Here is a 10,910-nt window from a genome sequence, read left to right as displayed (position 1 = left end):
CCCCCCACCCCGCCCCCCCCGCCCCCCCCCCCCCCCCCCCCCCCGCGGGGGGCGGGGGGGGCCGCCCCCCCCCCCCCGCCGGCCCCCCCCCACCGGACGATCAGTAGGTGACCGGCTTGATGCGGCGGCGCCGCGCCACCTCGGCCAGCACCACCCCGGCCGCGACGGAGGCGTTCAGCGACTCCACCTGCCCGGCCATCGGGATCGACACCGTCTGGTCGCAGGTCTCCCGCACCAGCCGGGACAGCCCGCGCCCTTCGGAGCCGACGACGACCACCAGCGGGCCGCCGGCGAGCTCCAGCTCGTCGGAGGTGATGTCGGAGTCCGCGTCGAGCCCCACGACCATCAGGCCCTCGTTCTTGAGGTCCTTGAGGGTGCGGGTGAGGTTCACGGCCATCGCCACCGGCAGCTGCGCCGCGGTGCCCGCGCTGGTGCGCCACGCGACGGCGGTCATCCCGGCGCTGCGCCGCTGCGGGAGGATCACGCCGTGCGCGCCGAACGCGGCGGCCGAGCGGATCACCGCGCCCAGGTTCCGCGGGTCGGTGACCCCGTCCAGCGCCACCAGCAGCGGCGGCCGGCCGGAGTCGGCGGCGTGCGCGAGCACGTCGTCCGGGTGCGCGTACTTGAACGGCGGCACCTGCAGCACGAGGCCCTGGTGCATGGCGCCGCCGGTCATCCGGTCCAGCTCGGTGCGGGGCACGTCGATCACCGAGATGCCCCGGTCGGACGCGTTGCGCACCGCGTCCTTGACCCGGTCGTCGGTGTCGATGCCCTGCGCCACGTACAGCCCGGTGGCGGGCACGCCGGCGCGGAGGCATTCGGCGACCGGGTTGCGACCGGCCACCATCTCGGGCAGTTCGCGCTGCTCGCGCTGCCTGCGGTTCTGCTGCTCGGTGCGCGCCTTGGCGGCATCGGCGCGCTTCTTCGCCGGGTGCGGAACCCGGTCCTTGGCCTTGGGGGTGGGGCCCTTGCCTTCGAGGCCCTTGCGGCGCTGGCCGCCGGAGCCCTTCACCATCCCCTTCTTGGTTCCCGGCTTGCGGGTCGCCCCACGGCGCTTGTCGTTGCCTGCCAACGTTCGTTCACCCGTCCTTGAGTGTCCACAACGGACCGTCGGGTGTGTCCTCGACGGCGACGCCGGAAGCCAGCAGCCGGTCCCGCAGCAGGTCGGCGGTGGCGAAGTCGCGCTCCGCCCGAGCCTTCTGCCGCTGCTCCAGCAGGCCGTCGACCAGCTCTGCGAGTGCTCGGCGCGCGGCGTCGTCCGCGCCGGACTCCTCGGCCCACTGCGGGGCGAGGGGGTCCAAGCCGAGCACGTCGGTCATGGTGCGCACCGAGGCCGCCGCGGCGCGCGCGGCCTCGTCGTCACCGGTGTCGAGCGCGGCGTTGCCCTCGCGGATCGTGGTGTGCACCGCGGCCACCGCCTGCGGCGTGGACAGGTCGTCGTCCATCGCCGCGGCGAACTCGGGACGCACGTCCCCGTGCCCCACGCCGCCGGTGCGCTGCGCGACCCGATGCACGAAGGATTCGATGCGCCGGTAGGTGGCGACCGCTTCCTGCAGCGCCTCCTCGGAGAACTCCACCGTCGACCGGTAGTGCGGGGCAACCAGGTAGTAGCGCAGCTCGCACGCGCGGGCCCGCTCCAGCACGGCCGGGATGCTCATGGTGTTGCCGAGCGACTTCGACATCTTCTCGCCGCTCATCGTCACCCAGGCGTTGTGCAGCCAGTAGCGGGCGAACGGGTCCCCCGCGGCGTTCGACTGGGCGAGCTCGTTCTCGTGGTGCGGGAACACCAGGTCCAGGCCGCCGCCGTGGATGTCGAACTCGGCGCCGAGGTAGTAGGTGGCCATCGCCGAGCACTCCAGGTGCCAGCCGGGGCGGCCGTCGCCCCACGGCGTGGGCCAGCTCGGCTCGCCGGGCTTGGCGCCCTTCCACAGCGTGAAGTCGCGCGGGTCGCGCTTGCCCGCGGCGGCGTGCTCGCCCTGCTGCACCTCGTCGAGGCGCTGACCGGACAGCCGCCCGTACTCCGCGGCGAAGGAGCCGACGGAGAAGTACACGTCGCCGCCCGCCGGGTAGGCGTGGTCCTTGTCGATCAGCCGCTGGATCAGCTCGACCATCTGCCCGATGTGCCCGGTGGCCCGGGGCAGCGCGGACGGCGGGAGGCAACCGAGCCGGTCGTAGGCGCTCTCGAAGGCGCGCTCGTGCGTGGCGGCCCACTCCCACCAGGGACGGCCGGCCTCCCCCGCCTTCGCGATGATCTTGTCGTCGATGTCGGTGACGTTGCGGACCAGCCGCACGTCGTACCCGGTGTGCAGCAGCCAGCGGCGCAGCACGTCGAAGTCGAGCCCGCTGCGCACGTGACCGATGTGCGGCACGCCCTGCACCGTCGCCCCACAGACGTAGATCGACGCCACTCCGTCGCAGCGCGGGTGGAATTCGCGCGTCGTGCGGGTCGCGGTGTCATGCAGGTGCAGGCTCACGCCTCGATGGTACGGGGGTCCTCCGATCGTGAACCACGACAGGGGCCTGCTCGTCAAGGCTTCGCGCTGTGCGCTCCGCCGGAGATCCGGTCGCGGTGCTCACGCCCCCGCGGGCGAGGCGGGCAGCACGCCGTGCTCCGCGACCGCCGCGAGCAGGGCGTCCGGCCGCTGCGCGGTGGGCAGCGGTTCCACGATGGACACCGCGCAGCCGATCGCGGCCGCACCGCCGTCGGCCTCCTCGCTGTCACCGATCATGAGCGCTTCGGCCGGTTCGACGCCGAGCCGCTCGCAGGCGCGCAGGAACAGCTTCGGGTCGGGCTTGATCACGCCTTCGACGTAGGACATCAGGTACTCGTCGACCAGGTCGAACACGCCGAGCTTCTCGAACGCCGGGCGGATGTCGAAGGCGATGTTGCTGATCACGCCGATCCCCACGCCCGCGTCGCGCAGCCCGCGCAGCACCTCCGCGGTGTCCGGGTACGGCGTCCAGGACAGCGGGTCCACCAGGCGGGCGTAGAGCGCCTCCGCCTGTTCCGCGGTGCTGACGCCGGAGAGCCGCAGCACCTCGATGTTGGACTTGCGGTGCATCTCCGGGTCGAGGTCGCGCTGGTCCCAGGCCTCCTGGAACTCCGGCTCGAACTCGACGACGCGACCGGTGGGGGCGGTGAGCCTGCGCAGCAGCTCGGTCTGCGCCTCCAGGGTCAGCGGATCACCGCTGCCGTCGGTCAGCCCGGCGAGCCAGGACGCGTCCTGCTCCAGCCGGAACAACGTGCCCGAGTAGTCGAAGAACACCGCGCGCAAGCTCACCCGGCCACCCTACGGGCCGCGCCGCGCCCGCTCCCGCCGCTGCGGCCGATCTCACCACCGGTCGCCGACGCGGCGCACCGCGCCCACCGGCCGCGCAGCCCGGACGTGGCCGAGCACCGCGCGCGGCAGGAGCGGGCCACCCGGATCCGCGCCGCGTGCGACGTCCTGCCGTCCGACGAGGACCGCGCCCAGCCGCCCGGCGCGGTGGCGGCGCCGGCGCGCGAGACCGGCCGGAGCCGCCGGGCCGGGCCGGCTCCCGCTGATCACCCCGCAGGGTTCCACCGGCGCGGCGGCGGTCGAGGTGATCGGGCTCCGATCGAGGTCAGGACGTGCCGGAGGTGAGTCGGTCGGCGGGGATCGGGTCGTCGTGGTGGAGCGGGGCGAGGATGCCGAAGACGCACGAGGCGGTGCTGATCCACAGGATGGCGGCGGCGAGGACGAGCGCGGCGGCGCCACCGGCCGCCCACAGCAGCAGCGAACAGGGCCAAGCGATCACGGGCTGGCCGACCACGGCCCTGCGCACCCAGCGGTTGCGTTCGATCACCATGCGTCGAGCATGACCCGCGGCGGGCGGTACGACCAGGGTGCGAACCCGGACCTTTCCCCGACTTGACCCCCAGGTGGGGAAGATTTAACCGGACGTGCTGGTCAAGCCGCCGGGAAGAGCAATGCGGTGGCGACGGCGGCGATGCCTTCGCCACGGCCGGTGAGCCCGAGCCCGTCGCTGGTCGTGCCGGACACCGACACCGGCGCGCCGAGCACCTCGGAGAGCACCCGCTGGGCTTCCTCGCGGCGCTTGCCGATGCGGGGCGCGTTGCCGATGACCTGCACGGTGGCGTTGCCGACCTGGAACCCGGCGGCGGTGATCCGGTCCACCACCTCGGTGAGCAGTTCCGCACCGTGCGCCCCGGCCCAGCGATCACCGCCGGTGCCGAACACGGCACCCAGGTCGCCGAGCCCCGCCGCGGACAGCAGCGCGTCGCACAGCGCGTGCGCGGCGACGTCCCCGTCGGAGTGGCCGCTGCACCCGTCGACGCCGGGCCACCGCAGGCCGGCGATCCAGCACTCCCGGCCGGCTTCCACGGGGTGCACGTCGACGCCTTGGCCGATCCTCGGCAGCGGTCCGGTCACCGGAGTTCTCCGATCGGTTCGACGGCGAGCACCGACTCGGCGACCGCCAGGTCGAAGGCGGTGGTGATCTTCAGCGCGTTCGGGTGACCGGGCACGGTGCGCACCTCGCCACCGGCCCGCTCCACGAGCCCGGCGTCATCGGTGGCGGCGCCCCCGGCCGCGTCGTAGGCGGCGCGCAGCACGCCGGGCCGGAAGCCCTGCGGGGTCTGCACGCTGCGGAGCGGGGAGCGGTCGACGGTCGCGGTGACCGCACCGGCCTCGTCGACCTGCTTGATGGTGTCGGCGACGGGCAGCACCGGGATCACCGCGGACGCACCGCCGAGCACGGCGTCCACCACGGCACCGATCATGGCGGGCGGGGTGAACGCGCGGGCCGCGTCGTGCACCAGCACCACGTCGGCGTCGGGCACGGCCCGTTCGGTGACCGCGAGCGCGAGGCGGACGGACTCGGTGCGGTCGGCACCACCGGCCACCACGTGCACCGCCGCCGCGTCGAACTCGCCGAGCTCGCGCTCGACCACGTCGACCTGGTCCGGCGGGGCGGCGACGACCACGTGGTGCACGCGCCCGGAGTCCAGCAGACCACCGACCGCGCGCACCAGCAGAGATCGGCCCGCGACCTGGACCAGTGCTTTCGGCATCCCGGCACCGAGGCGCACACCGCGCCCGGCGGCCGGAACGAGGGCCACCACCGTCACGTTGAGCAGAACCCGCCGATCACACGGCCGTGGCGAGAACTTCGTCCAGCAGGGATTCGGCCTTGCCCTCGTCGGTGCCCTCGGCCAGCGCCAATTCGCTGACCAGTATTTGCCTGGCCTTGGCCAACATGCGCTTCTCACCCGCGGACAGGCCACGGTCCTTCTCGCGCCGCCAGAGGTCGCGCACCACTTCGGCCACCTTGTTCACATCGCCGGAGGCGAGCTTCTCCACGTTGGCCTTGTACCGCCGGGACCAGTTAGTCGGTTCCTCGGTGTGCGGGGCGCGCAGCACGTCGAAGACGCGGTCCAGACCCTCTTGACCGACGACGTCCCGAACGCCGACGATCTCGGCGTTGTCAGCGGGAACTCGAACGGTCAAGTCACCTTGCGCAACCTTGAGGACGAGGTATTGCTTCTCCTCGCCCTTGATCACACGGGTCTCGATTGCTTCGATGAGCGCGGCACCGTGATGCGGGTAGACGACGGTCTCTCCGACCTTGAAAACCATGTGTCCTCTGCCCCTTTCGCTGCGCCCAGCTTAGCATGCGCGGCAACCGAGCCTCGACCGGCTCCCGTCCGTCGTCGCAGGTCAGGACGCGATCGGGGGTTGACAAACAGGCTCCGGGCATGCTTCCCGGGGGTCTCCGGCGCCCCCTTTTGATCCACTGTGGACACCTTCCGAACACGGTTCACGACCCCGGACCGGGGGCCGATGTGGGGTCTGCCTACTGGTCCTCCGGAGCGGACCATTAAGCTCCATCGCGGTCGTCCGGCTATCAGGAAGGACACTGCCACCGTGAGCCGCCTTCAGCACCACACCTTCCGCGTGCGGTTGACCTCGGCCGCCCTCGGCCTGGGCGCCGTCCTGGCGCTCGCCGGATGCAGCGCCGGGCAGGTCACCGAGACCGACACGCAGGTCGCCGCCGTCGCGGGCGGCAGCGGGGACGCCGGCGGCATCGGCGTCCGGAACGCGACGCTGTCCTTCCCGGAGACGGGGACCCGCTACGCCAAGGGCGCCTCCGCTCCGCTGGCCGCCGTGCTGATCAACGACGGCGCCGAGGCGGACAAGCTGGTCGAGGCCTCCTCGACCTACGCGGCCTCCGTCGACGTCGCCAAGAACCGCACCCTGCCGTCGCGGTCCGCGCTGCACGCCTACGGCGCGGAGGGCTCCGCGACCCCGGATCAGCAGGAGGTCTCGATCACTCTGAAGGGCCTCACCCAGGACATCACGCCCGGCGTGACCGTCCCGGTGACCTTCGTGTTCGAGAAGGCGGGCCCGCTCACCGTGCAGGTCCCGATCGGGGAGGACTCCACCCCGCGACCGGACACCGGTGGCGAGGAATCGCACCACTGACACCCAGCTCGAACAGCAGCCGGAGGCCGTCCCGTCGGGGGCGGCCTCCGCTGCGTCCGGGGCCTGCTCGCCGGGCGGGCGCCGACACGCGGGCGTGTGTCGGCACGGGTCCCGTCGGGCCCGGCTTATAGCCTCGCCCCGTGCCTACCAAGAACGCCCGTCCCGCCTACCGCTGCGCCGAATGCGGTCACGAGGTCGCGAAGTGGGTCGGCCGCTGCCCGAAGTGCCACGAGTGGAACACCGTGGAGGAGGCGGCCCCGGCGCGGCCCGCGCTGGCGAAGCTGTCCGCGGCCGCGCCGTCCAGCGCGGCCCGCCCCATCGGCGAAGTGGACCTGGACTCGGCGCGGGCCGTCCCGACCGGCATCGCGGAACTGGACCGGGTGCTCGGCGGCGGCATCGTGCCGGGCGCGGTGATGCTGCTCGCCGGTGAGCCCGGGGTGGGCAAGTCGACGCTGCTGCTGGAGGTCGCGCACCGCTGGGCCGCGGCCCGCACCGGCGGCCCCTCGTTGTACATCACGGGCGAGGAGTCGGCCGGTCAGGTGCGGCTGCGCGCGGAGCGGACGAACTCGCTGGACCCGGAGCTGTTCCTGGGCTCGGAGAACGACCTGTCGGCGGTGCTCGGGCACGTGGACGCGATCAAGCCGGGGCTGCTGATCGTGGACTCGGTGCAGACGGTGCAGTCGCCCGACGTGGACGGCACCCCCGGCGGCGTGACGCAGGTGCGCGCCGTGACCTCCGGCCTGGTCGCGCTGGCGAAGGAGCGCGGGCTGCCGGTGGTCCTGGTCGGGCACGTGACGAAGGACGGCGCGGTCGCGGGCCCGCGGGCCCTGGAACACCTGGTGGACGTGGTGCTCAACTTCGAGGGCGACCGGCACTCGGCGCTGCGGATGCTGCGCGGCATCAAGAACCGGTTCGGCCCGGCCGACGAGGTCGGCTGCTTCGAGCAGCGCGACGACGGCATCGCCGAGGTCACCGACCCGTCCGGGCTGTTCCTGAACCGGCAGGAGGCGGCGGTTCCCGGCACCGCGGTCACCGTGATGGTGGAGGGCAAGCGCCCCCTGCTGGCGGAGGTGCAGGCGCTCGTCGCGCCCACCCAGATGCAGATCCCGCGGCGTGCGGTGAGCGGCCTGGACTCGGCCCGGGTGTCGATGACGCTGGCGGTGCTGGACAAGCGCGGCCGGATCCGCACCGGGGAGAAGGAGGTGTTCGCGGCGACGGTCGGCGGCATGAAGGTCACCGAACCCGCCGCGGACCTGGCGGTGGCGCTGGCGGTCGCCTCCTCCGCGCTGGACGTGCCGCTGCCGCCGAACATCGTGGTGATCGGCGAGGTCGGGCTGGCCGGGGAGATCCGCCGGGTCAGCGGGGTCGGCAGGCGGCTCGCGGAGGCCGCGCGGCTCGGCTTCGACCGGGCGCTGGTGCCGCCGGACTCGGGCCGGTTGCCACCGGGCATCCGGGCCACCGAGGTGCCGGACATCAAGACGGCGCTGAAGTCCCTGCGCTCCCGCTGACCATCGGCGCAGCCGCGGACCGCACCGCCGGACGCCGGGCACCGCGCAGCGGACGCCGGGCACCAGGCGCCGGGCGGGCAGCAGGCGCCGGACACCGACCCGATCGCACCAGGAGTTCGAGAACAGGCAGCTGAGGGGGGAGTCGTGGCCGATGGTCATCCCGAGTCGTTGCGGACGACGCTGGCGTGGCTGGCGCCGGGGACCGCACTGCGGGACGCGCTGGAACGGATCCTGCGCGGCCGCACCGGGGCGCTGATCGTGCTGGGCCACGACGCGACCGTGGAGTCGATCTGCGACGGCGGCTTCCGGCTGGACGTGGGGTTCAGCGCGACCCGGCTCCGCGAGCTGTCCAAGATGGACGGTGCCGTGGTGCTGTCCACCGACGGGACCCGCATCCTCCGGGCCAACGTGCAGCTGGTCCCGGACCCGACGATCCCCACCGACGAGTCGGGGACCCGGCACCGCACGGCGGAGCGCACCGCCATCCACACCGGCCACCCCGTGGTGTCGGTGAGCCAGTCGATGAGCCTGGTCAGCGTCTACATCCACGGCTACCGGCACGTGCTGTCGGGTTCGCCGGAGATCCTGTCCCGGGCGAACCAGGCGCTGGCCACGCTGGAGCGCTACACGGCGCGGCTGGCGGAGGTGACGCACACCCTGTCCGCGCTGGAGGTGGCGGACGCGGTGACGCTGCGGGACGCGATGACGGTGGTGCAGCGCCTGGAGATGGTGCGCCGCATCTCCGACGAGATCGGCGGCGCGGTCGTCGAGCTGGGCAGCGACGGCCGGTTGATCGAGCTCCAGCTGGACGAGCTGGTCGGCGGCATCGACCTGGACCGGGAGCTGGTGGTGCAGGAGTACCTGCCGACCGCGGGCGGGTTGCCGACGACGGAGCAGGTGGACGCGGCGCTGGCGGAGCTGGACGCGACGGCGCTGCTGGACCTGACGGCGGTGGCGCGGGCGTTCGGCTACCCGGACGGGACGGAGGACCTGGAGCAGCCGCTGCGGCCGCGCGGGTACCGGCTGCTGGCGCGGGTGCCGCGGCTGCCGCCCGCGGTGCGCAGGCAGCTGGTGGCGCACTTCGGGTCCCTGCAGGCGCTGCTGGCCGCGGACGTCCCGCAGCTGTGCGAGGTGGAGTTCATCGGCGAAGCCCGCGCCCGCTCGCTCCGCGCCTCGCTGGGCCGGCTGGCCGAAGCGGGCCGCCACCTCTGATCAGCGGGGACGGCCTCAGCCGGTGATGCGGAAGGGCGCGGGTTCGCTGACCATGCGGTCGAGCCGGGCCCCGACCACGTACGCGCCCGCGGGGGCGGTGTCGCGTTCGGCGGCGCACTGGGCGGGGCTCGCGTCGCGGGTGGAGGCGACGCCGGTCCACCGGATCTCGTTGCGCACGGACTTCCCGGGTTCCAGCAGGGGCTTCTCGTTGGTGGATTCGACGTGGCAGTCGTTGCTGGACCAGAACCTGGTGCCGTTCTCGGTGGACACGACCACTTCGCGGAGCATCCGGTCGGTGTTGCGGACGCAGGCGTGGGAACTGGCGTTGGTGACGATCATGCGGAGTTCGACGGGTTCGCCCGCGGGGAAGCTCGGGCGGGCCGGTTCGGCGGCGATCCGCAGGTCCTGGTCGGCGCACGCGGGCGGTGGCGGCGGGGCCTTCGGCGCGGGCGGTGGTTCGGCCGCGTTCGGGGCGGCCGGTGATGGTGCGGCCTGCGGGACGGGCGCGGACGCGCGCGGGGCCAGGACTCCGGCGAGGACGACGATCCCCCACACCACCAGGGCGGTGACCAGCAGGATCACGCCGACTGCCAGTGCCCGGCGTCGCCAGTACACCTCGCGTGGGAGCGGTCCGATGGGATCCAGCACCGCCCGACAGTAACCCGGTGATCCCGCCGAACGGCCCAATGCCAATGGCCCCGATCAGGTGTATTGGTGCGGTTGATCAGTCGCGTTCTGCAACCCCTTCAGGTGACGCAGGCACGGGCTCGGGGCGGCGCGCGTGCCCCGGTGGAGTGGTGGCAGGATCGAATCCGAGATGACGACGATCGCCTGGGACCCCACCGAACTGACCGACTGGTTCGCCGCCGAGGCCCGCCCGCTGCCGTGGCGCGCGCCGGGTGTCACCGGCTGGGGCGTGCTGGTCAGCGAGACGATGCTGCAGCAGACGCCGGTGAACCGGGTCGCCCCGATCTGGCAGGAGTGGCTGGAGCGCTGGCCGCGCCCGTCCGACCTGGCCGCGGCCACCCAGGCGGAGGTGCTGCGCGCCTGGGGCAAGCTCGGCTACCCGCGGCGAGCGCTGCGGCTGCACCAGGCCGCGGCCGCGATCGCCGCCGACCACGGCGACGTCGTTCCGTCCGATGTGGACACCTTGCTGGCGCTGCCGGGCATCGGCGCTTACACGGCGCGCGCCGTGGCCGCGTTCGCCTACGGCAGGCGGGCCCCGGTGGTGGACACCAACGTGCGCCGGGTGGTGGCGCGCGCGGTGCACGGCGCGGGCGATGCCGGCCCGCCGTCGACGAAGCGGGACCTGGCGGACGTGGACGCGCTGCTGCCGTCCGACGACGCGAGCGCGGCCCGGCTCTCGGCGGCGCTGATGGAGCTGGGGCAGGTCGTGTGCACGGTCCGCTCCCCCGCCTGCGAGCGCTGCCCGATCGCGGCGGACTGCGCGTGGCAGCACGCGGGTCGCCCGGCCTACACGGGGCCGCCGAAGAAGGTGCAGAAGTTCGCGGGCACGGACCGCCAGGTGCGCGGCAAGCTGCTGGACGTGCTGCGCGGCACGGAGGGCCCGGTGCCGCGCGCCGCGCTCGACGCGGTGTGGCAGGACGCGGGCCAGCGGGACCGCTGCCTGGATTCGCTGCTGGTGGACGGGTTGCTGGAGCAGACCGACGACGGTCGCTTCGCCCTCCCCGGCGAGCACTGAGCGACCGGCCGGGCCTCCCGGCGA

The 10,910-nt window shown here is 73.6% G+C and carries 13 protein-coding genes; 4 read left to right on the top strand and 9 right to left on the bottom strand.

All coding sequences use genetic code 11. From position 1 onward, the window contains the following. Positions 1–100: 100 nt before the first annotated feature. The 8 genes from rlmB to LCD31_RS17590 all read right to left on the bottom strand — a co-directional run bounded on the left by rlmB (position 101) and on the right by LCD31_RS17590 (position 5,618). A complete protein-coding gene (rlmB, locus tag LCD31_RS17625) occupies positions 101–1,072 on the bottom strand; it encodes a 23S rRNA (guanosine(2251)-2'-O)-methyltransferase RlmB (RefSeq protein ID WP_224959522.1) in 972 nt (323 codons plus the stop codon). Positions 1,073–1,079: 7 nt separating this feature from the next. Continuing rightward, the gene (gene cysS / locus LCD31_RS17620) at positions 1,080–2,474 is read right to left on the bottom strand and encodes a cysteine--tRNA ligase (RefSeq protein WP_224959520.1); all 1,395 of its coding nucleotides are present in this window, start codon (positions 2,472–2,474) and stop codon (positions 1,080–1,082) included. A gap of 99 nt (positions 2,475–2,573) precedes the next feature. Next, on the bottom strand, positions 2,574–3,281 hold the full coding sequence (locus LCD31_RS17615) for an HAD family hydrolase (protein ID WP_224959518.1): 708 nt from the start codon (positions 3,279–3,281) through the stop codon (positions 2,574–2,576). Between the two features lie 51 nt (positions 3,282–3,332). Next, positions 3,333–3,548 carry a hypothetical protein gene (locus LCD31_RS17610; RefSeq protein WP_224959516.1) on the bottom strand — a complete coding sequence of 72 codons (216 nt, stop codon included), beginning with the start codon at positions 3,546–3,548 and terminating at the stop codon, positions 3,333–3,335. Positions 3,549–3,603: 55 nt separating this feature from the next. Then, complete coding sequence (locus LCD31_RS17605) at positions 3,604–3,828, bottom strand: hypothetical protein (protein WP_224959514.1); 225 nt, start codon at positions 3,826–3,828, stop codon at positions 3,604–3,606. A gap of 101 nt (positions 3,829–3,929) precedes the next feature. Then, positions 3,930–4,412 carry a 2-C-methyl-D-erythritol 2,4-cyclodiphosphate synthase gene (ispF, locus tag LCD31_RS17600; RefSeq protein WP_224959512.1) on the bottom strand — a complete coding sequence of 161 codons (483 nt, stop codon included), beginning with the start codon at positions 4,410–4,412 and terminating at the stop codon, positions 3,930–3,932. Beyond that, the gene (ispD, locus tag LCD31_RS17595; protein WP_224959510.1) at positions 4,409–5,110 is read right to left on the bottom strand and encodes a 2-C-methyl-D-erythritol 4-phosphate cytidylyltransferase; all 702 of its coding nucleotides are present in this window, start codon (positions 5,108–5,110) and stop codon (positions 4,409–4,411) included. Before ispD ends, ispF begins: the two co-directional genes overlap by 4 nt. A 19-nt stretch (positions 5,111–5,129) precedes the next feature. Further along, positions 5,130–5,618 carry a CarD family transcriptional regulator gene (locus tag LCD31_RS17590; RefSeq protein WP_184483481.1) on the bottom strand — a complete coding sequence of 163 codons (489 nt, stop codon included), beginning with the start codon at positions 5,616–5,618 and terminating at the stop codon, positions 5,130–5,132. A 288-nt stretch (positions 5,619–5,906) separates the two neighbouring features. On the opposite strand from LCD31_RS17590, the gene LCD31_RS17585 reads away from it, so the two are divergent. The 3 genes from LCD31_RS17585 to disA all read left to right on the top strand — a co-directional run bounded on the left by LCD31_RS17585 (position 5,907) and on the right by disA (position 9,184). Continuing rightward, entirely contained in the window at positions 5,907–6,464 is a 558-nt protein-coding gene (locus LCD31_RS17585; protein ID WP_224959508.1) for a copper chaperone PCu(A)C, read from the top strand. Positions 6,465–6,604: 140 nt separating this feature from the next. Next, entirely contained in the window at positions 6,605–7,972 is a 1,368-nt protein-coding gene (radA, locus tag LCD31_RS17580; protein ID WP_224959506.1) for a DNA repair protein RadA, read from the top strand. 144 nt (positions 7,973–8,116) lie between these two features. After that, the gene (gene disA, locus LCD31_RS17575) at positions 8,117–9,184 is read left to right on the top strand and encodes a DNA integrity scanning diadenylate cyclase DisA (protein ID WP_224959504.1); all 1,068 of its coding nucleotides are present in this window, start codon (positions 8,117–8,119) and stop codon (positions 9,182–9,184) included. 15 nt (positions 9,185–9,199) lie between these two features. Here the strand turns inward: disA and LCD31_RS17570 are convergent, their stop codons facing one another. Then, positions 9,200–9,832: a hypothetical protein gene (locus LCD31_RS17570; RefSeq protein WP_224959502.1), complete on the bottom strand. Its 633-nt coding sequence runs from the start codon at positions 9,830–9,832 to the stop codon at positions 9,200–9,202. Positions 9,833–10,001: 169 nt separating this feature from the next. Between LCD31_RS17570 and LCD31_RS17565 the strand changes: the two genes are divergently transcribed. Further along, the gene (locus tag LCD31_RS17565; protein ID WP_224959500.1) at positions 10,002–10,886 is read left to right on the top strand and encodes an A/G-specific adenine glycosylase; all 885 of its coding nucleotides are present in this window, start codon (positions 10,002–10,004) and stop codon (positions 10,884–10,886) included. Positions 10,887–10,910 lie beyond the last annotated feature (24 nt).

It is taken from the genome of Saccharopolyspora sp. 6M, from assembly GCF_020176775.1.
Lineage (GTDB): Bacteria > Actinomycetota > Actinomycetes > Mycobacteriales > Pseudonocardiaceae > Saccharopolyspora_C > Saccharopolyspora_C gregorii.
Note: the sequence above shows the minus strand (reverse complement) of the source record. Positions and strands in the feature narration are given on the sequence as shown.

What these genes read in the sequence shown, in the direction of transcription:
- LCD31_RS17605 (WP_224959514.1), bottom strand. Translation starts at nt 3,828, where the DNA reads ATGGTGATCGAACGCAACCGCTGGGTGCGCAGGGCCGTGGTCGGCCAG.
- LCD31_RS17590 (WP_184483481.1), bottom strand. Translation starts at nt 5,618, where the DNA reads ATGGTTTTCAAGGTCGGAGAGACCGTCGTCTACCCGCATCACGGTGCC.
- LCD31_RS17565 (WP_224959500.1), top strand. Translation starts at nt 10,002, where the DNA reads ATGACGACGATCGCCTGGGACCCCACCGAACTGACCGACTGGTTCGCC.